19 protein-coding genes and 1 tRNA gene are annotated in these 21,866 nt (G+C 67.6%); 4 read left to right on the top strand and 16 right to left on the bottom strand.

Translation table 11 applies throughout. From position 1 onward, the window contains the following. Nucleotides 1-19: 19 nt before the first annotated feature. Entirely contained in the window at nucleotides 20-538 is a 519-nt protein-coding gene (gene pal, locus LLW23_RS13300; protein ID WP_228945987.1) for a peptidoglycan-associated lipoprotein Pal, read from the top strand. Nucleotides 539-689: 151 nt separating this feature from the next. Here pal and LLW23_RS13305 read toward each other — a convergent pair whose 3' ends face one another. From LLW23_RS13305 to LLW23_RS13320, 4 genes are all read right to left on the bottom strand, one after another. Beyond that, entirely contained in the window at nucleotides 690-1,448 is a 759-nt protein-coding gene (locus LLW23_RS13305) for a LytR/AlgR family response regulator transcription factor (RefSeq protein ID WP_228945988.1), read from the bottom strand. Then, on the bottom strand, nucleotides 1,445-4,681 hold the full coding sequence (locus LLW23_RS13310) for a GAF domain-containing protein (RefSeq protein ID WP_228945989.1): 3,237 nt from the start codon (nucleotides 4,679-4,681) through the stop codon (nucleotides 1,445-1,447). Before LLW23_RS13310 ends, LLW23_RS13305 begins: the two co-directional genes overlap by 4 nt. A 67-nt stretch (nucleotides 4,682-4,748) precedes the next feature. Then, nucleotides 4,749-6,269 carry an ABC transporter permease/substrate-binding protein gene (locus tag LLW23_RS13315; protein WP_228945990.1) on the bottom strand — a complete coding sequence of 507 codons (1,521 nt, stop codon included), beginning with the start codon at nucleotides 6,267-6,269 and terminating at the stop codon, nucleotides 4,749-4,751. After that, nucleotides 6,266-7,036, bottom strand: a complete 771-nt coding sequence (locus LLW23_RS13320) for an ATP-binding cassette domain-containing protein (protein ID WP_228945991.1) — start codon at nucleotides 7,034-7,036, stop codon at nucleotides 6,266-6,268. Before LLW23_RS13320 ends, LLW23_RS13315 begins: the two co-directional genes overlap by 4 nt. A 54-nt stretch (nucleotides 7,037-7,090) precedes the next feature. Here LLW23_RS13320 and LLW23_RS13325 point away from each other — a divergent pair, with 54 nt between their 5' ends. Further along, the gene (locus tag LLW23_RS13325; protein WP_228945992.1) at nucleotides 7,091-7,870 is read left to right on the top strand and encodes an SDR family oxidoreductase; all 780 of its coding nucleotides are present in this window, start codon (nucleotides 7,091-7,093) and stop codon (nucleotides 7,868-7,870) included. A gap of 399 nt (nucleotides 7,871-8,269) precedes the next feature. Here the strand turns inward: LLW23_RS13325 and LLW23_RS13330 are convergent, their stop codons facing one another. Continuing rightward, nucleotides 8,270-11,791, bottom strand: coding sequence for a glycosyltransferase family 2 protein (locus LLW23_RS13330; RefSeq protein WP_228945993.1), 3,522 nt, complete (start codon nucleotides 11,789-11,791; stop codon nucleotides 8,270-8,272). A gap of 10 nt (nucleotides 11,792-11,801) precedes the next feature. After that, on the bottom strand, nucleotides 11,802-12,971 hold the full coding sequence (locus LLW23_RS13335) for a glycosyltransferase family 2 protein (RefSeq protein WP_228945994.1): 1,170 nt from the start codon (nucleotides 12,969-12,971) through the stop codon (nucleotides 11,802-11,804). Between LLW23_RS13335 and LLW23_RS13340 the strand changes: the two genes are divergently transcribed. Continuing rightward, nucleotides 12,971-13,882, top strand: a complete 912-nt coding sequence (locus tag LLW23_RS13340) for an NAD-dependent epimerase/dehydratase family protein (protein ID WP_228945995.1) — start codon at nucleotides 12,971-12,973, stop codon at nucleotides 13,880-13,882. The two genes, LLW23_RS13335 and LLW23_RS13340, sit on opposite strands and share 1 nt — an antisense overlap. Nucleotides 13,883-13,904: 22 nt before the next feature. Here the strand turns inward: LLW23_RS13340 and ychF are convergent, their stop codons facing one another. From ychF to hspQ, 9 genes are all read right to left on the bottom strand, one after another. Beyond that, nucleotides 13,905-15,005, bottom strand: coding sequence for a redox-regulated ATPase YchF (ychF, locus tag LLW23_RS13345; protein WP_228945996.1), 1,101 nt, complete (start codon nucleotides 15,003-15,005; stop codon nucleotides 13,905-13,907). Nucleotides 15,006-15,094: 89 nt separating this feature from the next. Next, nucleotides 15,095-15,679: a TIGR02466 family protein gene (locus tag LLW23_RS13350; protein WP_228945997.1), complete on the bottom strand. Its 585-nt coding sequence runs from the start codon at nucleotides 15,677-15,679 to the stop codon at nucleotides 15,095-15,097. 42 nt (nucleotides 15,680-15,721) lie between these two features. Continuing rightward, nucleotides 15,722-15,970, bottom strand: coding sequence for a hypothetical protein (locus LLW23_RS13355; RefSeq protein WP_228945998.1), 249 nt, complete (start codon nucleotides 15,968-15,970; stop codon nucleotides 15,722-15,724). After that, on the bottom strand, nucleotides 15,955-17,004 hold the full coding sequence (gene obgE / locus LLW23_RS13360; protein ID WP_228945999.1) for a GTPase ObgE: 1,050 nt from the start codon (nucleotides 17,002-17,004) through the stop codon (nucleotides 15,955-15,957). The genes LLW23_RS13355 and obgE overlap by 16 nt, the downstream gene beginning before the upstream one ends. Nucleotides 17,005-17,061: 57 nt before the next feature. Further along, on the bottom strand, nucleotides 17,062-17,643 hold the full coding sequence (locus LLW23_RS13365; RefSeq protein WP_228946000.1) for a TetR/AcrR family transcriptional regulator: 582 nt from the start codon (nucleotides 17,641-17,643) through the stop codon (nucleotides 17,062-17,064). A 129-nt stretch (nucleotides 17,644-17,772) separates the two neighbouring features. After that, nucleotides 17,773-18,327 (bottom strand): GNAT family N-acetyltransferase, encoded by a 555-nt coding sequence (locus LLW23_RS13370; RefSeq protein ID WP_228946001.1) that lies wholly within the window; start codon nucleotides 18,325-18,327, stop codon nucleotides 17,773-17,775. Nucleotides 18,328-18,503: 176 nt separating this feature from the next. Continuing rightward, entirely contained in the window at nucleotides 18,504-18,773 is a 270-nt protein-coding gene (gene rpmA, locus LLW23_RS13375) for a 50S ribosomal protein L27 (RefSeq protein ID WP_228946002.1), read from the bottom strand. Between the two features lie 13 nt (nucleotides 18,774-18,786). Then, the gene (gene rplU, locus LLW23_RS13380; RefSeq protein WP_228946003.1) at nucleotides 18,787-19,092 is read right to left on the bottom strand and encodes a 50S ribosomal protein L21; all 306 of its coding nucleotides are present in this window, start codon (nucleotides 19,090-19,092) and stop codon (nucleotides 18,787-18,789) included. A 129-nt stretch (nucleotides 19,093-19,221) separates the two neighbouring features. Then, on the bottom strand, nucleotides 19,222-19,614 hold the full coding sequence (gene hspQ, locus LLW23_RS13385; protein WP_408641964.1) for a heat shock protein HspQ: 393 nt from the start codon (nucleotides 19,612-19,614) through the stop codon (nucleotides 19,222-19,224). A gap of 121 nt (nucleotides 19,615-19,735) precedes the next feature. Here hspQ and LLW23_RS13390 point away from each other — a divergent pair. Then, nucleotides 19,736-19,825, top strand: a tRNA-Ser gene (locus tag LLW23_RS13390). A 599-nt stretch (nucleotides 19,826-20,424) separates the two neighbouring features. On the opposite strand, the gene LLW23_RS13395 is transcribed toward LLW23_RS13390, so the two are convergent. After that, nucleotides 20,425-21,861, bottom strand: coding sequence for an aldehyde dehydrogenase family protein (locus tag LLW23_RS13395; protein WP_228946004.1), 1,437 nt, complete (start codon nucleotides 21,859-21,861; stop codon nucleotides 20,425-20,427). Nucleotides 21,862-21,866 lie beyond the last annotated feature (5 nt).

Consider the following 21,866-nt stretch of genomic DNA (forward strand, 5'->3'; position numbering starts at 1 on the left):
GCGAAACATGGAGAACAAAATGGCCAGACTGACCACCACCATGCTGCTCGCGGCGGCGCTCGTGACCACTGCGGCCTGTTCCAAGAAGCGGCCCGAAGTGCTGCCGCCGGCGCCGGGCGACGCGCCTTCGGGGATGACCGACGGCTCGGGCGGGATGAACAGCGGCGCGGTTACGCCGGGTTCGTCGGAGGATTTCAAGCGCTCGGTGACGAGCGACACGATCAACTTCGGGCTCGACATGATCGACATCGACGCAACCGCGCGCGGCATCCTGGACAGCCAGGTGACGTGGCTTTCGCAATATCCCAACGTGCGCGTGACGCTGGAGGGCCATGCCGACGAGCGCGGGACGCGGGAATACAACCTCGCGCTGGGCGATCGGCGCGCGAATTCGGCGAAGAATTATCTCGTCGCGCGCGGCGTATCGCCGAGCCGGATCACGACGATCAGCTACGGCAAGGAACGCCCGCTCGCGCTGGGGTCGGATGAAGAGAGCTGGGCGCAGAACCGGCGTGCGGTGACGGTGGTGCTGAACTAGGGTTGCATCAAATCCACCCGTTCGTCCTGAGGAGCGGCTGAGCTTGTCGCGAAGGGCAGGTAATTGTGCCTCGATACGGGCCCTCGGTACGGCCTGCGGCCTACTCGGTCCCTACTCGGCACGAACGGGATTAGATCTCATCGTGATGTGATCAGCGCCGCAAGCGCTGGCGCACTGCGTTCACGTGCTGCGGGCCGACCTTGACGGTGGCGCCGGATTTCAGCAGCAAGGTGGTGTGGCGGCCGATCTGGTTGATCGCCTGCACTGCGTTCAGCTGGACGAAGGCGGAGCGGTGGACGCGGATCAGGTGGGCGGGGTCCAGCGCGGCCTCTAGCGCGGCCATCGTGGCGCGGACCATGTGGCTGCGATCGGCGGTGTGGAACAGCGCGTAATCCTTCGCCGCCTCGATCCACTCGATCGTCTCGACCGCGACGCGTACCTGGCCGCGCCCGGTGGGGATCCAGAATTCGCTTTGGTAGCCGCCGGTTGGCGCCGGTGTCGTATGCTCCTTCGACTCCACAGGAAGCGACGCGGCGGCCGTGCGGCGCAGGACGGTGCGGATGCGCGCCAGCAGTTCGCCCGGCTCAAACGGCTTCATCACATAATCATCGGCGCCGAGCTCCAGCCCGGCGATGCGATCGATCACGTCTCGACGCGCGGTCAGCATGATGATGCCGATCGGGCTGCCGGTCGCGCGCAACCGCCGCGCGATCGAGAAGCCGTCCTCCTCGGGCATATTCACGTCGAGCACGACCAGATCGGCTGGCCGCGTCGCGAGGACCGCGTCGAGCGCGCGGCCGCCATCGGCCTCCGACACGTCGAGCCCTTGATCGGAGAGATAGGCGGCGGTCGGCTCACGCAGATCCTCCTCGTCGTCAACGAGGACGATATGGGGAACGGTAGCGCTCATGCCTGCTCCATTTGCGCGAGGAAGCGGCGAACCGCCTCGGGGACGAACGGCTTTTCGAGCACCGGGCGCTGGACCTTCGCGATGAAACGTGTGGCGGCGGCGCCGAGCGTGTCGCCGGTGGAGAAGGCCATGCGCGGGGCGAGATCGGGCCGCTCGCTGCAGACGAAATCATACAGCGCGGGTCCTTCGAGATCGGCCATGAGCACGTCGCTGACGATAAGGTCATAATCGCCGCGGGTGAGCCGCACGCGGGCGGCGAGGCCACCGACTGCGATCTCGCAGGTATAGCCTTCCAGCGCGAGGAAATCGGCAAGCGATTCGGCGATCTCGTGCTCTTCGTCGATGACCAGCGCGCGTCGCTGCGGTCGCTCGATCGGCTGGGGAACTGCGGGCTCGATGCGGCGGAGCGTCTGCTGCGGATCGACCGGCAGGGTGAGCCGGAAGGTCGCGCCGCGCTTCGTCGGGAGCAATGTCAGCCGGCCACCGTGCGCCTCGGCAAGACCTTGCGAAAAGGACAGGCCGACGCCGGTGCCCTCGCCTTGTGCCTTGGTGGTGAAGAAGGGCTCGAAGATGCGCCGTCGTGCCTCCTCGGGCACGCCGTGGCCGTTATCGGCGATATCGATCACCACCGTCATCGGCTCTGGGCCGAGGGCGGTGGTGATTCTGACGATGCGCGGGTCAGGCTGGCCAGCGAGTGCGTGCTGCGCGTTGATGAGCAGATTGATGATGATCTGGTGGAGCTGATCGGTGTCGGCGGAGATCTGCGGCAGCGCCGGGTCGAACGCACGCTCGACGCGAATGCCTTCCGTCTTGAGGCCATAGCCGGCGAGTTCGAGCGCGGCGACGGCGACCTGATTGAGTGACACCGCGCGCCGCTCGGGTTGTTTGGCGCGGGCCATGGCGAGGAAGGTCTGGACGATGCGCGCACAGCGATCGGCGGCCTTGCGGATCTTGAACGCACGCTCGGCCAAGTCGCCACCGGCGGCCTGACGCTCCATCATCACCGCCTGCGCGACGACGATCGACAGCGGATTGTTGAGTTCGTGGCTGACGCCGGCGAGCAGCGAACCGAGCGCGGAGAGCTTCTCGGTTTGGTACAGCGCCTCGCGGCTGCGGGCGAGCGCTTCCTCGGCATGGGCGCGGTCAAGCGTCGCCCAGGTGCGATCGGCGATCTCGCGCAGCAGGCGGATCTCGCCGGCGCGCCACGTGCGCGGCTCGGCCTGCTGGAGCGAGAGGATTCCGACGATCCGCCCGTCGCGGATCAACGGCACGCTGATCATCGCGACGACACCGATCCGGGCGAAGAACCGGCGGTTGCGCGCGTCGAACCGATCGTCATGTGCGACGTCGTCGACCACCACCGGCGCGCCTGACAGGTGATATTCAACCAGCGCCGCGCCGAGCGCCGACCAGGAAATGCGCGCGCCGAGCAGCGACGGGCGGTCGTCGCGCGTCCAATCGCGTACGACATGGATGGTGCTGCCGTCGTCGTCGCTTTCGGCATAACTGGCGCGCGTGACGCCGAGATAGCGGCCGACGCGATCGAGTGTCAGCTGTAGGATCGCGTGCGCGCGGCTCTCGTCGCGTACGAGGTCGCTCCAGCCGATCAGGAAGGCCTGATCGCGCTCGCGCTGGCGCAGCTCGGCGAGCGCGCGGGCGCGGTCTAGTGCAATCCACAGCCGTTCGGAGACGTCGCGGATCAGCTGGATCTCGGCCTCGCGCCATTCGCGGGCGTAAACCGACTGGACCGACAGCGACGCGCGCATCCCGCCTTCCACGATCAACGGAACGGTGACGAAGGCGCGGACTTCGATTTCGGCGTAATAGCTCTCGCGCCCGGGCAGCACGCGCGGATCGCCGACGATATCGTCGTAGCGGACGATTCGGCCCGCCTCCCATTGATCGACGATTGCCTGGGACACTTGCGCGACCGAGAAGCGGCGGCCGACGACGCTGTTCACGCCATCGCACCAATCGGCGACGACGACGAACTCGCCCGTTGCGTCGGTGTTGACCGAATAGGTCGTGCGGGTCGCGCCGAGATGGCGGGTAAGGCGCTCGAGCGTTTCCGCCGTCACCTGGTCCGCGGTGGTGAGCTGGCGCAGCCGATCGCTCCACTCGACGAGGAACGCTTGATTGCGTTCGCGATCGAGCAGCGAGGCTTCGGCGCGGGCGCGTTCGAGCGCGTTCCAGGTGCGATCGCCCATGTCGCGGATCAGCTCAATCTCGCGTTCCTTCCAGCGGCGCACCGTGCGGCACTGGACCGAGAGGATCGCGGCGACTCGGCCGTCGCGGATCAGCGGTGTACTGACGAAGGCGGCGATCTCGCGGTCGGCATAGACCGGCAGGTCACGCGGCGCGGTGCGCGGATCGGTCGCGACATCGTCGTAGCGCACGACCTCGCCGGCGAGCCATTCGCGTTCAACCTCCGCGCCGACGGCATCGAGCGACACGCGCGTGCCGATCAGGCTGGGGCAGCCGTCGCACCAGTCCCAGCGGGTGGCGAAGACACGTTCGGCATAATCCGCCTCGGCATAGGTTACGCGCGTGGCCCCGAGATGGCGGCCGAGCCGCTCCATCGTCGCGAGCATGATATCGTCGGGCGCGCCGAGCCGGCGCACCGTATCGGACCAGTTGACGAGGAACGCCTGGTCGCGCTCGCGCTCGCGCAACGCCTGCTCGGCGCGGGCGCGGGTGAGCGTCGCCCAGGTGCGTTCGGCGACTGCCTCTGCCAGCGCGATCTCGTCCGCCGCCCAGTGGCGCGGGGCGCCGTGCTGGAGGATCAGCACGCCATCGAGCTGCCCGGCCTTCACCAGCGGTATGGTGAGGCCGGAGCGGACGCCGATCGCCCCGAGGAAATCGCGCACGCCGGCATTGATGACGCCGCCGAGCTGCGCGAGATCGTCGCTGGCGATGGTCTCGCCGCGGGCGCAGGCGGCGAACAGATCGTCGAAGGCCGGCGGGAAGCGATGCGCGCCGACGACGTTGGGCAGCGCATCGGGCTTGTCGCGGTGGACGGTGAAGACCCGGCCCTCGGGGGACGTGTCGATCTCGCTGTACAGCACGCGGGCGACGCCGAGATGCGCTTTGAGCCGATCGGCGACGGTGGCGAGGATCGGCGCGGGATCAGTCTGGTCGCGAATCGCATCGGAGACGGCGCGCAGGAAGGTCTCGTGATCGGCACGCGCGGGGGCCGTGTCTGCCCGGCTCGATGCGTGTGTGGTTCCCGTCATGCGATGTACCCCGCGTTCCTTTTATTACGGGCGCGTACTTTTCGTATAGTATCGTTGCGGGATGCGATCACGGAGCTGGCTGGGAGATCCGCTTCGCGAGCCAAGTCGCGGCTGCTTCGGGGGTGGATTTGTCGGTGTCGCGGTCGACCCTGTAATTCGCCTCGCGCATCGGGCCGACACCGATCCGGCCGACCAGCGGACGGAGCGCTTCGAGGAAGCGGGCGTCGGTGGCGCGGCGGGGGGCGACTAGGAGGATCGCGTCGTAGCCGGGGATGGCGCGTTTGGGGTCGGTCAGCACGGTGAGCTTGTCGGCGGCGATGCGGCCGTCGGAGGAGAAGGCGCTGATCACGTCAGCGCGGCCGCTGGCCAGCGCGCGGTATATGAAGGTCGGGCTGTAGGGCGTCGTGGCGCGGAAGCGGAGCGGGTAGGCGCGCTTGACCGCGGCCCATTCGGGGCGGTCGAGGAATTCGAGGTCCGATCCCAGCGTCAGGCCGGGCGCGCGGGCGACGAGGTCGGCGAGCGAGGTGATGTTTTTTCGACGGGCGTCGTCCGCGCGCATCGCGAAGGCATAGGCGTTCTCGAAGCCGAGCGCCCCGACGAGCGTGACGTCGTGGGTGCGCTTCGTCCAGTCGGCGATGGCGCGGACCTGCGCGGCGCGCGGGGGTACGTCGGTGCGCTTCATCGGGCCGGTCCAGATCGTACCGGCATAGTCGACGTAGACGTCGATCGTGCCGTCGGCAACCGCGCCGAACGCGACCGCCGAGCCGAGCCCGTCGCGATAGTCGACCTCGTAGCCGGCGGCGCGCAGCCGGTCGCCGATCAGGCGCGCCAGGATATATTGCTCGGAGAAGTTCTTCGCGCCGACCACGACCGTGCGGTCGTTCGTGCCGCGCCATAGCGGGGCGGAAGCCGCAAGCGTGGCGGCGGCGAGGATGCCGAGCGCTGTAGCGGCGAGCCAACCGCGGCGGGTGGCGAGGCCGTACTCGGTGAGGCCGAGCAAGGCATCGACCGACAGCGCGAGTGCGGCGGCGGCGATGCAGCCGGCGAGCACGAGCGGCCAGGATTGCGTCTGGAGGCCGGCGAAGATCAGGTCGCCGAGGCTCGGCTGGCCGACGGTGGTGGAGAGCGTCGCAGCGCCGATGGTCCATACGGCGGCGGTGCGGATGCCGGCGGTGACGACGGGGAGGACAAGCGGGGCTTCGACGAGGCGGCGCTTCTGCCAGCCCGTCATGCCGATGCCGTCGGCGGCCTCGATCACCGCGGGGTCGAGGCCCTGCAGCCCGGTGACGACGTTTCGGAGGATCGGGAGCAGCGCGTAAAGCGTCAGCGCGAGCAGCGAGGGCAGGAAGCCGAGCGCGGGCACGCCGCCGATCCACAGCAACACCGGGTAGAAGAGCGCGAGGAGGGCGAGGCTGGGGATCGTCTGGACGAGACTGGCGAAGCCGAGTGCGACGCGCGCGGCGATGGGGCGGTGGGCGGACCAGAATCCGAGCGGCACGGCGATCGCGATGCCGAGCGCGAGCGCGGCCATCGCGAGCAGGAGGTGTTGCGCGGCGAGTTCGGGGACGCGCGCCCAGGCGTCGCTCATCGCGCGAGTGCCGCGAGACGCTCGGCCTGCGTACGCGGGATGGCGACGAGTGCTTGCGCCGCATCGCCGCCGTTGCCCGCCAGCAGGCTGGCTGGCGTTTCGTCGGCGACGATGCGGCCGTGCTGCATTACCAGCACGCGGTCCGCCAGCAGCAGCGCCTCGGCCATGTCGTGCGTGACCATGATCGTGGTGAGGCCGAGGCGATCGTGGAGCGCGTGGACCGCCTCACCGAGGGACGCGCGGGTGACGGGATCGAGCGCGCCGAACGGTTCGTCCATCAGCATGAGCTTGGGCCCGGCGGCGAGGGCGCGGGCGACGCCGATGCGCTGGCGCTGGCCGCCGGAGAGTTCGGCGGGGAGGCGGGTGGCGAGATCGCGGGGAAGTTCGACGAGATCGAGCATCTCGGCGACACGCTCGCGGGGCTTTCCGCCGGCGATGCGCAACGGAAGCGCGATGTTCTCGGCGACGGTGAGGTGCGGGAAGAGGCCGACGTTCTGGAAAACGTAACCGATGCCGCGTCGCAGCTTCGGGAGCGGCTGCGCGGTGACGTCGGTGCAGTCGATCGTGACGTGGCCGGCGGTGGGCTCGACGAGGCGGTTGATCGTCTTGAGCAGTGTCGACTTGCCCGATCCCGAGGTGCCGACGAGTGCGACGAAGCTGCCGCCGGCGATTTCCAGCGACACATCGTCAACCGCCGCCGGACCATCGCCGAAACGCTTGGTGACGCCGTGGAAGGCGACCGAGGGACCGGGCGATTCCGCTGGCATCGTGCACGAGGATGCGGGATGCGGCGGGCAAGGTCAAACACGGGGAACACGAGAATGAAGGCGATCCTGATCACCGGGGGGGGCTCGGGCATCGGGCGTGCGGTGGCGCAATTGTTCTCGCAGCGCGGCTGGCGCGTGGGGCTCGCCGATCTCGACGCGGCCGGGCTGGTCGATACCGCGGCAATGCTGCCGACCGAGCGGACGACGAGCCACGTGATGGACGTGCGTGCGCCGGAGGATTGGGAGGAAGTGCTCGCGCAGTTCGCCGCGGCGAGCGGCGGGCGGCTCGACGTGCTGTTCAACAATGCCGGGGTGGCGGTCGGCGGCGCGTTCGGGGCGGAGTCGCTCGACGTGCTCGATCGCGGGATCGACGTGAATTTGAAGGGCGTCGTGTACGGCGCGCGGCTGGCCTATCCGTATCTCGCCGCGACGCCGGGATCGTGCCTGCTCAACACCGCATCGGCGGCGGGGATCTACGGCACGCCGGGGGCGGCGGTGTATTCGGCGACCAAGTTCGGCGTGCGCGGGCTGACCGAGGCGCTCGATGCGGAATGGGCGGCGGAGGGCATCCGCGTGCGCAGCCTGATGCCCGGCTTCATCGATACGCCGCTGCTAAAGGCGAATGTCAGCGGATCGAACCGCAACGTACGCGAAACGGTGATCGAAGCCGGGCTGGAGCTGACGCCGGTCGAAGTGGTGGCCGAAGCGGCATGGGCCGCGGTGCATGGCGACCGCGTGCATACGCTCGTGGGGAAGACCGCGCGGCGGCTTGCGTTCGCGTCGCGCTGGATGCCGGGCGGCTTGCGCAAGCGGATGCGGGCGGGGCGGGTGTGAGGATTTGGGTTGTGGCGGTGTGAGGGCGAGCGGCTGCTAACGCCCACTTGCGGACTTCGGCACAATCGACGATCGTGGGTTGTGGCTCTCCTAAAGTTATTTCTTTATAGTGCAGTCCTGGGTCTGATCAGCCGCAGCCCCCAGGCTAAGCCGGTCTGGTTTGTCTTCGCAGCGGTCGCAGCTACGTTATTGATCATCTTTGTCGCGTCGGACGAATGGCCATCGCTTGAAGAAGCGTCCTTCTGCGTCATTGCGATAATCGGTGGCGGCGCCTGTGGACTTTTGGCGAACCGACTTCTTCGTCCGTTTACAAGACCGCCAGAGTGAGCAGAAATGTGTTGGGGCAATCGCGTCCGCTTTCCACCCACTTTCCGTCGTTCGCGGGTATGCTTCTACGCTCTAGTCGCGGATGAACAGCCCGCCGGGGCGGGCGGCGATGGCGTCGTAGAGCAGGCGGTCGAGCGCGTTGTAGGCGGTGATTGCTTCCTCGTCGGCGGGGGACAGTTCGGTGGTGTCGCGGGAGACGTTGACGCGGGGGATTTCGCCGATCGCGGGGATGTCGAGCGCGGCGGCGAGGTGCGCGAGATGCTCGCCGAGCCGCTCCTGCAGGCCGACAAACAGGAAGTCGCGCTCGATGATAGCAAGCGCGCGGGCGACTTTTTCCTCGTCGTGGTCGGGGGCGAGATCGGGCAGCGTGGTTAAAGCGTCCATGTCGCCGGTCCAGAGCGCGGCGGGGAGGCCGAAGCCGGCGTAGCGCGGGAAGCGGCCATCAATCTGCGGCCAGCGCACCGGTTCCGGCGGTTCGCCGAGGATCTTGGCGAGCATCAGGTTGCCGGGGATGACGCCCTTGCGCAGCAGCGCAGCGAGCGGCCAATCGGCGAGCGGCGTGCCCTGGAGCGGCGCGTTGGGCGGGGCGACGAGAAAGCCGTGGTGCGAGCGAACGCGGGCACGTGGATCGCGCAGGATGGTCGCGTAGCGGCAGTCCCAGCCGATCGCCGCGCCGAAGCCGTGGCTGATGTGCGAGACGAGCACTTCCGTCTCGCGCAACAGCGGGGCGAGGCGGGCGGCGGTGGCGGGGTTGCCGGCGTGTCCCTCGACCACCGCGCGTGCGCCGAGGCTGAGCACCGCGCCGTCGGGCAGGCTGCGATCGAGCGCCTCGCGGCAGGCGGTGCCGGCCGTGCGCGGAATGTGGATGAAGGCGACCGGGCGTTCGCTCAGGCGGTTATAGCGCCGCACTGCCGATCGAGCGCCTTTTGGATATCGTGCGATTGCGGCCAGCGACGCCGTGGGTGGCGCTGCGTGCGCCACCGTGTCGGTCCAGCGATCGGCGAGTGCGGTTTCGAGATGGCGCCCCTGGAACCAGGCGAGTTCGCGTATCGAGCGAGCGCGGTCGGCATCGTTCCGCAGCCGACCGCGCGAGGCGCTTTCCTTGTGGAGTAGCTCGGCGGCGGGGGTGCAAACCGACGGCAGGCCCAGCATTTCGCGGACGCGCATGCAGAAATCGATATCGTTGAAGCCGAGCGGAAACAGCTCGTCAAAGCCGCCGAGGCGGTGGAAGATCTCGCGGCGCACGGCGAGACAGGCGCCGGTCACTGCAGGTTGGGTGCGGAGCGTGCGCAGGTAGAAGGGGGCGGTGCCACGGGGGGCGCTGCGGAACGGGTGCATCGGCCCGCCCTGCGCGGTGAACGCGACGCCGGCATGTTGGATCGTGCCGTCGGGGAACCAGAGGGTTGCGCCTACTACGCCTACTTCGGGCAATGCGGCGAGCGCGGCGAGTTCGGTGAGCCAGCCTTCGTGGGTGACTTCCATGTCGTTGTTGAGGAAGCAGAAGATGTCGGCGTCGGTAAGCGCGGCGGCTCGGTTGTTGAGGCGCGACCAGTTGAACGGGCCGTCGTCGCGCAGCACGCGGGCGATGCTCTGTCGTTCCAGCCACGAGAGATAATCGAGCGTGTCGGGATCGGTGGAGCCGTTGTCGATGACGATCAACTCGTAGCTTGGGTAAACCGTGCGTTCGAGGATCGTGCTGATGAAGGTCGCGAGCAAGTCGCGCCGGTCGCGCGTGGGGATAATCAGCGCGACGCGGGGGGCGGGGCTGGGGAGGATCGGCCGGGCGGCGTAGCCGGGCACGTCGTGCATCTTGGTCAGCCGCCAGCCGGGGGGCGCGGGTGGAGCATCGGCGGGGTTGAGGTGAGGTAGGGCGGTGGTGTCGTAGCGGTGGAAGAGGACTTGGGGGATGTGGGCTACCGCGGCCGGCCAGGGATGCATTGCACCCCGGCGAAGGCCGGGGCCCAGCAGCGGGCCGGTCGTGACTGGGCCCCGGCCTTCGCCGGGGTGGAGCTGAGGTTGGGACGCCGCAGTCAGATATTCGGGCTTCGACGCGCTGATCGTCGCCGTCTGCGGCTGCGCGCGGGCGAAGAAGGGGTCGGGCGGGGGCAAGAAGACGCGGTCGTGGCGCTGGCCGTCGGCGTTGAGGTGATCGAAGTCGGCGGTGATGGCGGCGAGCTGCGGATTGCGGACCAGTTCGCCGGCGAAGAACAGCAGGGCGTGGTCGGCGAGGCGGCCCTCCGATGGGTTCCAGCGCAGGATGAGGTCGGCGTCGGGCGCGTCCTCCTCGGCGGTGACGAGCCGCCATGCCGGATAGGGCTGGCGTTCGAGGAAGGCGGTGGCTTCTTCGATCCGGTCGCCGACGAGTTCGATCGCGATCAGCGGATGCGTCGGCCAGTGGGAGAGCCCCGCGAGCGCGGCCCAGCCGGCAGGGTCGAGCGTGTCGCAGCGCGCGGCCCAGTCGCAATACGCCAGCCGGTCGGCTGCCTGGCCGGAGGCGAGTGCGTCGCGGCGCAGCGTGTGTTCGAGCGCATTGTCGATCTCGTCGGGGTGCGCGACCTCGATCATCGCCGGCGGACTGACGGCATGATCATCGTCGAGCCGGCTGTGGTAGCCGACGCGCTCGGCCAGCACGTCGACCTTGTAGCGGCCGCCGAGCGGCGGGCCGGTGACGTCGAGCGCGACGATGCAGCCGGCGCCGGGCTCGAGCGGATAGGGCAGCAGCGTGGTTGCAGGATCGCGGATCGGGCCGCCGTCGCGCGGCTCGCGGCGCCAGCGTGGGCGCAGGCGGAGGCAGCCGGGGCCGCTCGCCTCGATCCGCGTCGTGCCGGTGTTGGTGAGCGTGAGTGCCAGGATCGCTGCCTCGCCCGCGAGCAATGCGCCGGGCGGGGAGGCGAGGTCGAGGCGGCAGCTCGGCTGGTCAGCGGCGGCGGGCTTGGGGGCGGCGATGGTGAGCGTGAGGCGGAGCGGGCGGAAGGTCCGGCCGCGGATGAACGGCAGCGCGGGGGCGAGGATCGGGGTGCAGACGAGGCTGCGCGTGCCGGGCTCGGCGGGGGCGTGGATGGTGATCGCGATCGGGCGCGCCTCGCCGGGCGGTACGGTGCAGGGAAGCGGCAGCGTGCGGACTTCGCCATCATAGTCGAGCCGAAGCGCGACGCCGGTGATGCCCGGCTCCCACGCGAACGCCGACTCATTGGTAAGCGTGAGTGGCAGGTGGATCGTCGAACCGGGGGCGAATTCGTCGGGTAGATCGCCGACGGTGAGAGTGCCGCGTGCGAAATCGGCGATATCGGGGGCGAGCGCGGGGAGATCCAGCCGGTCGGCCTCGACTGGCATGACATCGTCGCACACGAACGCGAGCCGCACGCCGTGGAGACCGGGCGGTGGCGGCGGGAGGCGCTTGCGCAGGCGGCCGGGGCGGGCTGTGCCCGGGGGATAATCGTGCATCGCCGCCGAGACGATCGCGTTGCCAGCGAGATAGGCGATGGCGAGGCCGCACGGGCCTGTGGTCGCGGCGATCCGGGCCATCAGCGGCTCGGGGACATCGAATTCGAGGACGCGCTCGAGATCGCGCGGTACGATGATCGGCGTGTGCATCCCCGCCGGCCTACGGCGTTCCGCCAGGATCGTCCATGATCGGTGGGAGCGACCATAAGTGGCGAAGCGCAGCGCGGTGGTGGGCGAGCCGCTCGTCGACGCTCGGCTCGCCGCCGCAGAGCGACAGGAGCAGGGCGTGGATCGCCTCGACCTCGGCGATATGCTGTTCACGGGTGTAGCGACCGATGACGCTGCCGGGGTGGCGGCGGAAGCGGTTTAGCGGGGCGGGGACGTAGCCGACACTGCCGCCAGCTCGGCACGCCTCGATGTAGACGCGCCAGTCGCCGGCGGCGCGGAAATCGTCGATCGCGGCGCCGAGCCGCTCGAAGGCCGCACGCAGCGCCGCGGTGCGCCAGAGCACCGCGCTGACGTTCACCACCAGATTTCGGGGGAGGAGGAAGCGCAGCAGGAACTTGTCCGCGGGCATCACTTGCTCGCGCTCGAGCGCGCGGTCGCCGAGTGCGGCGTAATAGGCCTTGTAGTCGGGACGGGCGATGGCGCCTTCGGCGTCGATCTCGGCTGAATCGCTGAACGCGAAGGCCATGTCGGGGTGCGCGTCGAGCTTTGCGGCGAGTGTCGCGACGAGCGCCGGCTCGGCGACGTCGTCAGCCTCGGCGATCAGGAGGTAACGGCCGCGCGCGAGCATCGTCGCGCGGCGCCATTGCGCCAGGACGCTGCCCGAGTTGCGTGGGCTGGTGACGATCTGAAGCTCGCGGCCGGCGGCGCGTGCTGTCGCGAGCGCGACGTCGATCGATGTGTCGGTCGAGGCGTCGTCGAGCAGGACGAGTTCGAGCGGCGTGTCCTGCGCTAGCAGCGAGCCAATGCGTTCCGGGAGGTACTGGGCGTAATTGTAGTTCGGGATGACGGCGGAGACGCGCGGACCGTCGAGGCTGATTTCCGGTCCGCCAGCGGGCAGGTTCAGTGTTAGCACCGGGCCGGCGAGCTCAAGTGCGGTGCGAGCGGAGATCGGGCGGTAGATGTTGTCTAGCTGGGCGCCCAGTGCCGGTACGTTCAGGGTGATCGCCGCTTCGGGCGTGGTGGCGGCGCAGCGTTCGAGACGGTCGCGATCGATCTCGATCCAGGGCAGGCTGAAGCGGCCGAGGCGCGGCTCGACCCTTCGCCGCTGTTCAGCACGGTTTGCTATCGCGACCTGTACGATCGGGCGATCGCGGCGAAGCAATGAGTACGACGGGAGCGAGGCGCGCGATCGTCGTTGGTGGTGGTTTCATCGGCAGCGCTGCCGCAACCGCGCTGGCTGGGGATGGCTGGGACGTGCGCCAGATCACGCGCGCGCCGACCATACCGATCGCTGGCGTCATCCGGGTGGCGATCGATTACCGGGACACCGCGATGGCGGAGCATCTTGCCGGCGCGGAGGCGCTCGTCTTCGCGACGGGCGAGATGCTGCCGGCGTTCCTTCCCGATGATTTCGCGGCATCCTATGTCGAACAGGTCGCGCCGGTAATCACGCTGACGGAGCGCGCGCATCGCGCGGGTGTGGCGCGGATGGTGTTCGTGTCGTCCGGCGGCACCGTCTATGGCCCGGCGGTGACGGTGCCGACGCACGAGGACAGCGCGACCGAACCGGTGAACGCTTATGGGTGTCTCAAGCTGCAGACCGAGGTGGCGCTGCGCTTCCTCGCCACACGGCTCGGCATCTCGGTCGTGTCGCTGCGGGTGGCAAACCCCTATGGGCCGGGGCAGCGCACCGATCGCGGATTGGGCTTCGTCAGCGTCGCGCTCGATCGTGCGCTGCGGGGGCAGGAGATGGCGATCTGGGGCGATGGCGAGGTGACGCGCGATTATCTCTACATCGATGATCTAGGCCGGGCGATCGCGGCGGCGGCGCGCACGCGCACGGAGCACGACGTGATCAACATCGGATCCGGGCACGAGATATCGCTCAATAGCGTCTGCGCGCTGGTCGAGGAGCTGACCGGGCGGACGATCTCGCGCAGCTATTTTCCGCCGCGCAGCGTTGACGTGCCGCGCAGCACGCTTGCGATCGAGCGCGCTGCGCGCGAGCTCGCGTGGCGACCCGAAGTCGATCTGCGCGAGGGGATCATGCGAATCCTAGACGCTCGGACTTGAATACGAGCGCGGCGGCGTGGCTTCAGACGTTGAAGCGGAACAGCATCACGTCGCCGTCGTGGACGACATATTCCTTGCCTTCCTGTCGCAGCTTGCCAGCATCACGTGCGCCGGTTTCGCCGGCGCACGTGATGTAATCGTCAAATGCGATCGTTTCGGCGCGGATGAAGCCGCGTTCGAAATCGGTGTGGATCTCGCCGGCGGCTTGCGGCGCCTTCGATCCTGCGGCGACCGTCCAGGCGCGCGCTTCCTTCGGACCGACGGTGAAGAAGGTGAGCAGGTTCAGCAGCTTGTACCCGGCGCGGATGACGCGGGCGAGGCCGGTTTCCTCAAGACCCAGTTCGGCGAGGAATTCACCGCGGTCCTCGGCCGGCATGGTCGCGATTTCAGCCTCGATCGCGGCGGAAACGACGACCGCCTCGGCGCCCTCGGCGGCGGCCTTTTTGAACACGCGCGCGGATAGTGCATTGCCGTTGGCGGCATCGGCCTCGTCGACGTTGCAGACGTAGAGCACCGGCTTGGCGGTGATTAGCTGCGCCTGGGAGAATACGCGCTCTTCCTCAGCATCCTTGGGCTTGGTCAGGCGGGCGGGATGGCCTTCGCGGAGCAGATCGAGCGCCTGGCCCAGCACGCTGGCGCCGATCTTGGCTTCCTTGTCGCCTTGCTGACCCTTTTTGATCAGGTTCGGCACGCGCTTTTCCAGGCTTTCCAGATCGGAGAGCATCAGCTCGGTTTCGACCGTTTCGGCGTCGGCGATCGGATCGACCTTGCCCTCGACATGCGTGACGTCACCGTCCTCGAAGCAGCGCAGCACGTGGACGATCGCATCGACCTCACGGATATTGCCGAGGAACTGGTTGCCGAGTCCCTCGCCCTTCGACGCGCCGCGCACGAGGCCAGCGATGTCGACGAAGGCGAGCTGAGTCTCGATGATCTTGGCTGACTTGGCGATCGCGGCAAGCTTCTCCAGCCGCGGATCGGGCACGCCGACGTTGCCGACGTTGGGCTCGATCGTGCAGAATGGGTAATTCGCCGCCTGCGCCGCAGCGGTCTGCGTCAGTGCGTTGAAGAGGGTGGACTTGCCGACGTTGGGCAGGCCCACGATGCCGCAGCGGAAACCCATGATCGATCCTTGGAACTTGGTGTGGCGCGGGCTTTAGTCTGCGCGAACGCGACGCGCCACCCCGGCGCGTTTCGTGATCCCTGCCGCGGTTACCAGCGATAGTTGAAGCTGATGCTGATTCGATCGGCCTTTGCGGTGCTCGGCATCACTTCGTGGCGCAGCCAGCTTTCCCACAGGAAAACCGCCCCCGGTGCGGGCTCGGCATGGACGAACGTGCCGTCGCGGGGCGGGGCGGCCATCAGGAGGCCAAGACGGGGATCTTCGAGCCGGAGCGCGCCCGAGCCAGGTGGGACAGTGACGTAGATCGTGCCGGACACGACACTGTGCGGGTGAATGTGCCCCGAATGCGCGCCGCCGGGCTTGAGCAAATTGACCCACAGGCTGTCGAGCTTGAGCCGCCGTCCGCCGAGTTCGAACCCACACGCCTCGGCAAAGCGCGCGACGTGGCGATCGAGGTGGCGCTTCAGGTCGGCGAAGGCGGGGTCGCGGTGCGGCAGGTCATCGAGCGAGGCGTAGGAGGTGTAGCCGCGGTAGCCATGCTCCTTCGACCAGCGCCGGCCGGCAGTGTCGTCCTGCGCGAGGGTGCGCACCGAGGTTTCCAGCTCGGTGATCAGGGCCGGGGCGGCGATGGTGTCTTCGTAGAAGAGAGTCGGAAAGAGCGAACGGATGGGCATCGACGCGGGGTAGGGGCGCTCGCTTCGGTTGCCAAGCGGTGGTCAGGCGCCGAGCAGACGATGGAGGAATGCCAGACCGGCAACGAGCGACGTCAGGATGCCGAGGATCAGGAGCAGCACGACGTACAGCACGCCCCACGTGCCGACATCGTCATCACGCCGCGCAATCCAGTAAACCGACGCGAGCAGTGCCGCGAGCAACGCAAGCCGCGGCGCGACGAAGGCAAGCGCCACCAGCGCTGCAACAGGCGCGATGCGCGCGACCGTGGGGGGCTTCAGACCGGCGACCACTCCACCGGCTCAACGTCGGTATCGTCCGCGGCGACCTTGGCGTGATCCGGGCCGATCGCCTCAAGCAAATGATCAAGTGCCCAATCGAGCCCGGTGCCGCTCGCGGCGGAGATCGGAATCACCTCGGCGCCGCTTGCTTCCTCGAGCTCGGCCAGCAGCGCGGCGAGCAGTTCGTCGTCGAGCGTGTCAATCTTATTGAGCGCGACCACGACAGGCTTCTCGTCCAGCCCAGCGCCATACGCGACGAGTTCGTCGCGCACGATGCGGTAGCTTTCGGCGACGTCGGCGTCGTTGGCATCGACCAAGTGGAGCAGCACGCGGCAGCGCTCGATATGGCCGAGGAAGCGATCACCGATACCGGCGCCGTCCGCCGCGCCCTCGATCAGGCCGGGGATGTCAGCGACGACGAATTCGTTCGCCTTGTGCCGCACCACGCCGAGCTGCGGTCGCGTCGTGGTGAAGGCATAGGCGCCGACCTTGGCCTGCGCGTTGGTGACGGCGTTGATGAAGGTCGACTTGCCCGCGTTGGGCAATCCGACGAGTCCGGCGTCGGCGAGCAGCTTGAGCCGCAGCCACACCCACGCCTCGTCGTTGGGCCAGCCTGTGCCGTGCTGGCGCGGCGCGCGGTTGGTCGAGGTCTTGTAGCTCGCATTGCCGCGACCGCCGTCGCCGCCGCGCAGGAACATCTCGCGCTGGCCGACTTCGGTGAGATCGAGCAGCAGCGTGCGCTCGTCATCGTCGGCGAGCACTTGTGTGCCGACGGGCACCTTGATGACGAGATCCTCGCCACCAGCGCCGGTGCGGTTCGATCCCGAGCCGCCATGGCCGCGATCGGCGCGGAAATGCTGCGTGTAGCGGAAGTCGATCAGCGTGTTGAGGCCAGCGACGGCTTCGAAGATGATGTCGCCGCCTTTGCCGCCGTTGCCGCCATCGGGGCCGCCATATTCGATATACTTTTCACGTCGGAAGCTGACGGCGCCGGGGCCGCCGGCGCCCGAACGGACGAAGATCTTGGCTTGGTCTAGGAAGTGCATGGCAGCCGCTTAGCGCTTTAGCGCGGCTAAAGCGACAGAGCGGCTGGCTCGGCGGCGTTATCGCTCGCGGTCCGCCAGCAGCATTCGCCGGGCAAGCTGGCGGGCGGTGTCTGCCGGCAGGCCGAGTGTTCTGGCCATCGGGGCGCCGAGGAGTGCGTCGCCGAGCGCCATCAGCACGAGTTGCAGCGTCTCCTCGCGCAATGGGCGCCCGCCGGCCTCGTGATCCTGCGCCAGATCCTCGACCAGATCGTGGATCGCGGTGAGGATTGGGTCGAGCGCATTCTCGTTGCCGGTCAGGATCATCCAGCTCGCCAGGGCGCCGGCGCCATTCTTGCCGAACGCGTCGAACGTCAAATCAACGACTTCGGCCGGATCCTCCGCCTCGCGCGATCGGATCACGGCTTCCTTGATCGTGCCGACGATTCGCGTCGCCATGTGCGCGATGAGCGCTTTCTGAAGACCCTCCGCAGAGCCGAAATGGTGGAGCAGATTGGCGTGGGTGCGCCCGACGCGCGCGCCGACCGCCTTCAGCGTCACTGCCTGCGGGCCAATCTCGACCAGCAGATCGCGCGCGGCTTCCATGGCGGCGGCGCGTGATTCTTCGGGGCTGAGGCGGCGGCGTAGGGGAGTAACGGACATGGAGTGCGACCTTCTTCTCCCTCTCCCCTTTCAGGGGAGAGGGTTGGGGAGAGGGGCTGTGTTCTTGACTGCCCCTCTCCCGGCCTCGCTACGCTCGGCCACCCTCTCCCCGCAAGCGGGGAGAGGGCTCTAAGCAGCAATCGGCATTAGCGGCGATCGGGCGTCGGTGTCGCCCTCCAGGTCGAGCGCCAGTACGGCGCTGTCGACATCACCGCCGCGCGCGAGCGAGAAGAGCGGTTCGCGCCGCACCTCGCGGAAGCCGAGCTTCTCCAGCACGCGCCGCGAGGCGGGGTTGTCGAGGTGATGGCTCGCCTCGAGCCGGCGCAGCGGCAGCGCATGGCGCGCCATGTCGATCACCGCGCGGCCCGCCTCGGTGGCATAACCGCGACCCCATGCGCGCGGCGTCAACCAATAGCCGAGTTCGGCGGTGCCGCGCCCGATGAGGTTGAGCCCGATCCCGCCGATCATCTGCGGCTGGCGGCCTTCGTGCGCCATGATGAAGAAGCGCGCATCGGTGGGCCCGCGCGGCACGGCGAGGAACGCCTCCGCATCACCGACGGTATAGGGCCAGGGCAGGCGCGCGAGCTTCATCGCCACCGCCTCGTGTGCGATCGTCTCGGTCAGCGTTTCGGCCTCTTCCGGCCAACCGGGCCGCAGCGTCAATCTCTTCGTCCGCGCGAACATGATGCGCCCTCCTCCCAGTCGCGCCGTTAGCGAGCCGCGATGACGGCCCGGCGACGACGTTGTTGAGGGAGCATGAAAAAAGGGAGCCTGGGCGGACCCGGCTCCCTTGTCGCTGGCTGGCCTCCTCGCGGAGGCTCCGGGTCACCCTGGTGGGCAACCCGGCTGGTTACCCGACGTTATTCCGCGGCCTCGGCAATCATATCGACCGAACAGAACTTTCGGCCGAGCTTGCCATCGTGGAACACGACACGGCCGTCGATCAGTGCGAACAGCGTGTGATCGGTGCCGATGCCGACGTTACGGCCCGGATAGAATTTGGTGCCGCGTTGACGCACGAGGATGTTGCCGGCGGTGGCTGCTTGCCCGCCGAACTTCTTCACGCCCAAGCGACGACCGGCCGAATCACGACCGTTGCGCGACGAACCGCCTGCTTTCTTATGTGCCATTGCGAGCTACTCCTTACGCCTGCGCGCCGATCGACACGATCTTGAGGATCGTGTGATTCTGGCGGTGGCCGTTCTTGCGGCGATAGTTGTGACGACGACGCTTCTTGAAGACGATGACCTTCTCGCCCTTCGCCTGCGCGATGATCTCGGCCGCGACGGTGAGGCCGTCGACCGACTTCAGCTCCGACCCTTCGCCAGCGAGCAACACATCGCTCAGCGTGATGGAAGCGCCAGCGTCTCCATCAAGCTTCTCGACGACGATCTTGTCTCCGGCGGCAACGCGATACTGCTTGCCGCCTGTGCGCACGACTGCGAACATGGCCTGTGTCACTCTACCCAAATGTCTGTGCCCGGACCGGGTTACCGGGCCAGGAGGAACGGCGCTGCTAAGGGACGTGCCCCGGCTTGTCAACGCTCGACTGGCCGCCAGGGCCGGAAAAACCGCCGTCTAGTGGCGGTGTTCGCGGCGCAGGAGATAGCGGCCGTCGCTGAGCCCGGTGAACAGCCCGTCGATCGCGGGGTGATCGACCGGCTCGTCGCTTTCGTCATGCACCAGGTTCTGCTGGCTGACGTAGGCGACGTAGGTCGATTCGGCGTTCTCGGCGAGTAGATGGTAGAAGGGCTGGTCCTTGCGCGGCCGAATGCCCTCGGGGATCGCCTGATACCATTCCTCGGTATTCGCGAAGACCGGATCGACATCGAAGATGACGCCGCGGAAATCGAGCATTCGGTGGCGCACGATATCACCGATGGTGAACCGAGCATGCGCGATGGACGGCGCGGCCGGCGTGTCCTGAGCGATGACGGTGTGGGCGGCAGCGGTGTGGTTGGCAGCGGGCATGGCGCCAATCTAATCGCTCTTGCGCGCGGCACAAGCAGCCGCTTGCACGCCCCGATGAACCACGATAGAGGCGCGCCCTTCGATCGCCCGGCCTGCCTTGCTGCAACCGGGAAGCCTCTGCGGAGAGGTGCCAGAGTGGTCGATTGGGACGGTCTCGAAAACCGTTGTGGGTTTACGCTCACCGTGGGTTCGAATCCCACCCTCTCCGCCACGGCTTTCCTAACCGATTGTCGCACCACAACTATCTCGCAAATCGTCGCTTTTTCACCGTCCCGGTGCTACAAAGTGATGCTACAAAAAGCGGTTGATAGCGCACGTCAGAAGGTCGTCTGACGATCGATTCGAGGTTGCAGCCTAATCTCTAAGTTGCGCCGCACGTTCCATATTCGAGCGGCCTCTCGCCGGGATACGTCGGGATATCGAGATGTTTGCCCGACGCCTCGTTGACGCTGAGGGCGGCGACGGCGACACCGTGGCATTGGTCAGGAACTACTTCGGGGTTGACCTAGCGACCGAAGCGGCATGGCGCCGGGCCGGACGCGAGCGCACAGCCCATTACGTGTGGCCTGTCAGTCGGGGATCGGCTGTATCAAAGCCTAAGCGGTAAAGCCGTGGAGGAAGGTTCTTGCTGGGTGCCGTTAAACGGAAGCGTCGATCACGACCGCTCCCGCCACGAAGGATAACTTAGTACGGAAACGCACGGCCCCAAACGCTATTTCTAGTCGCGCGGATTTTGCATTCGAGAACCCTTGTCCGCCCAGTATCGAGAACCAAGTACGGGGAGCCAGATCGCTGCCGCATGAAAATCGGTCAGGCGGCGACTGTTTCCTTGCGCTTCTTTCGCACGATCGTCTGCGCGTTGGTATATTCGAGCAGGCCTTCGATCCCGCCTTCGACGCCGACACCCGACTGCTTCATCCCGCCGAATGCGGCCATCGGGGACAGATGCTGCGTCTCGTTGACCCACACCGTGCCGCTGGCGATGCGCTGCGCGATCTCGAACGCCTTGTCCTCGTCATTGCCCCATACCGAGCCGCCGAGACCGTAATCGGTCGCATTGGCGCGCGCGATCACGCTCTCGTAATCGTCGAACTTGATTAGCGGCAGGACGGGGCCGAACTGCTCCTCCTGCACGATGCGACTGTCCTCTGGCGGGTTGTCGAGGATCGTCACCGGCACGAAATAGCCCGGTACCTCGGCCGCATCGCCGCCGACGAGGAATTTGTAGCCCTTGTCCTTGGCGTCCTGGATCAGCTCCAGCACGCGGGCATATTGCTGCTTGTTGTTGATCGGGCCGATCTGCGTGCCCTGCTCCGATCCGTCGCCGACTTTCACCGTCTTCGCGTAAGCGACGAGTGCGTCGCGCAGCTGATCGTAGATGTCTTGGTGGACGTACATCCGCTTGGTGGCGATGCAGATCTGGCCGTTGTTGCGGAACGCCGCCCAGAATAGCTCCTCGGCGACCTTCTCGACATCGACGTCGGGCATCACGATCGCCGCATCGTTGCCGCCCAGTTCCAGCGTCACGCGCTTGAGCGTCGGGGCAGCGGACTGCATCACGCGCTTGCCGGTCGCGGTCGAGCCCGTGAAGCTGATCTTGTCGAAGCCGGGGTGGCTCGTCATCCACGGCCCCAGGTCGTCCCCACCGGTGACGATGTTGAGTACGCCGGCGGGCAGGATCTGCGCCGCCAGCTCGCCGAACTTGAGCGTGGAGAGTGGGGTGAACGGCGATGGCTTCAGCACCATCGTATTGCCGGCGAGGAGCGCGGGGCCGACCTTGAACATCGCCAGGATCATCGGGAAATTCCACGGCGCGATTGCCCCGACGACGCCCAGCGGCACGTGGCGTGTCTCACTGTAGCGCTCGTCCGAATCCTCATTCACCGTCACTGGCAGGTCGAGCCCGGCGGCGGCCATCAGCCAATAGCCCGCGCCCATCACTTCGCCCTGCGCCTCGGCATGCGGCTTGCCCTGCTCCTTCGTCAGCAGGCGCATTAGCGGATCGGCATTGGCCATGATCGCCTGGCCAAGCGCGGTGAGCTTTGCCTTTCGCTCGGCCACCGGCGTCGCAGCCCAGCCGGGGAACGCCGCGCGGGCGGCATCGACCGCCCGGTCAAGATCGTCGCGCGTCGCATCAGGGACCGTCGCGATCACTTCCTCATTCGCGGGGTTCACGACGTCCAGCGTCGCCGACCCGGTGACCAGCTCGCTGCCGATCAGCATCCGATAATCACTGTCGAAGTTCATGATTC

The sequence above is a fragment of the Sphingomonas radiodurans genome (assembly GCF_020866845.1).
In the GTDB taxonomy this organism is placed as follows: Bacteria; Pseudomonadota; Alphaproteobacteria; order Sphingomonadales; family Sphingomonadaceae; genus Sphingomonas; species Sphingomonas radiodurans.

What these genes read in the sequence shown, in the direction of transcription:
- LLW23_RS13370 (WP_228946001.1), bottom strand. Translation starts at nt 18,327, where the DNA reads ATGTTCGCGCGGACGAAGAGATTGACGCTGCGGCCCGGTTGGCCGGAA.
- LLW23_RS13395 (WP_228946004.1), bottom strand. Translation starts at nt 21,861, where the DNA reads ATGAACTTCGACAGTGATTATCGGATGCTGATCGGCAGCGAGCTGGTC.
- LLW23_RS13315 (WP_228945990.1), bottom strand. Translation starts at nt 6,269, where the DNA reads ATGAGCGACGCCTGGGCGCGCGTCCCCGAACTCGCCGCGCAACACCTC.
- LLW23_RS13325 (WP_228945992.1), top strand. Translation starts at nt 7,091, where the DNA reads ATGAAGGCGATCCTGATCACCGGGGGGGGCTCGGGCATCGGGCGTGCG.
- obgE (WP_228945999.1), bottom strand. Translation starts at nt 17,004, where the DNA reads ATGCACTTCCTAGACCAAGCCAAGATCTTCGTCCGTTCGGGCGCCGGC.
- LLW23_RS13320 (WP_228945991.1), bottom strand. Translation starts at nt 7,036, where the DNA reads ATGCCAGCGGAATCGCCCGGTCCCTCGGTCGCCTTCCACGGCGTCACC.
- rpmA (WP_228946002.1), bottom strand. Translation starts at nt 18,773, where the DNA reads ATGGCACATAAGAAAGCAGGCGGTTCGTCGCGCAACGGTCGTGATTCG.
- rplU (WP_228946003.1), bottom strand. Translation starts at nt 19,092, where the DNA reads ATGTTCGCAGTCGTGCGCACAGGCGGCAAGCAGTATCGCGTTGCCGCC.
- LLW23_RS13350 (WP_228945997.1), bottom strand. Translation starts at nt 15,679, where the DNA reads ATGCCCATCCGTTCGCTCTTTCCGACTCTCTTCTACGAAGACACCATC.
- hspQ (WP_408641964.1), bottom strand. Translation starts at nt 19,614, where the DNA reads ATGCCCGCTGCCAACCACACCGCTGCCGCCCACACCGTCATCGCTCAG.
- ychF (WP_228945996.1), bottom strand. Translation starts at nt 15,005, where the DNA reads ATGGGTTTCCGCTGCGGCATCGTGGGCCTGCCCAACGTCGGCAAGTCC.
- LLW23_RS13305 (WP_228945988.1), bottom strand. Translation starts at nt 1,448, where the DNA reads ATGAGCGCTACCGTTCCCCATATCGTCCTCGTTGACGACGAGGAGGAT.
- LLW23_RS13330 (WP_228945993.1), bottom strand. Translation starts at nt 11,791, where the DNA reads ATGCACACGCCGATCATCGTACCGCGCGATCTCGAGCGCGTCCTCGAA.
- pal (WP_228945987.1), top strand. Translation starts at nt 20, where the DNA reads ATGGCCAGACTGACCACCACCATGCTGCTCGCGGCGGCGCTCGTGACC.
- LLW23_RS13340 (WP_228945995.1), top strand. Translation starts at nt 12,971, where the DNA reads ATGAGTACGACGGGAGCGAGGCGCGCGATCGTCGTTGGTGGTGGTTTC.
- LLW23_RS13365 (WP_228946000.1), bottom strand. Translation starts at nt 17,643, where the DNA reads ATGTCCGTTACTCCCCTACGCCGCCGCCTCAGCCCCGAAGAATCACGC.
- LLW23_RS13310 (WP_228945989.1), bottom strand. Translation starts at nt 4,681, where the DNA reads ATGACGGGAACCACACACGCATCGAGCCGGGCAGACACGGCCCCCGCG.